Raw genomic sequence first — 471 nt, 5'->3', positions numbered from 1 at the left:
GACAGCCGCCTCGGACTTCAGCAGCGCGTCGGCGGCGTAGATGCCGGCGGGGCCGGCACCGACGATTGCTACCCGCAGGGAGCGAGGCATGACTGGGTTCCCTTCGACCGAAAATCAGACTGATCAAGGCAAACCCTAAACTAAGGCCACCCTAACCGGGCACCCGCCCCTGGTTTATGACCCCATAAGCCGAACCTATGGCTTACCAAAGTCTGACTTTGGGCTGACGCCGTCGGCGTCGGCCGCCGGTCCGCTCAGAGCACGGCGATGCCCAGCGGGCGGTCGCCGGCGGCGGGGCGTCGGGCCCCGCCCGTGCTCAGGTCGACGACCGTGATGCCGTTCCAGTAGCCGTCGCGGGTGAAGCCACCGCTCACGTAGGCGGTCCTGCCGTCGCGGGAGACGGCCACGTCCTCGTGCGGGCCCTGGAGCGGATGGATCCGCTCGGTCCCGTCCGGAGTGCGGACCGTGAGC

The 471-nt window shown here is 68.8% G+C and carries 1 pseudogene; it reads right to left on the bottom strand.

The features are described 5' to 3' along the window. Window positions 1-254: 254 nt before the first annotated feature. Window positions 255-471, bottom strand: a pseudogene (locus G3I71_RS47085) (hypothetical protein); the annotation flags it as partial.

Origin of the sequence: Streptomyces sp. SID12501 (assembly GCF_010550245.1) — a bacterium.
Taxonomy (GTDB): domain Bacteria; phylum Actinomycetota; class Actinomycetes; order Streptomycetales; family Streptomycetaceae; genus Streptomyces.
This window is presented reverse-complemented; position numbering and strand designations above follow the sequence as displayed.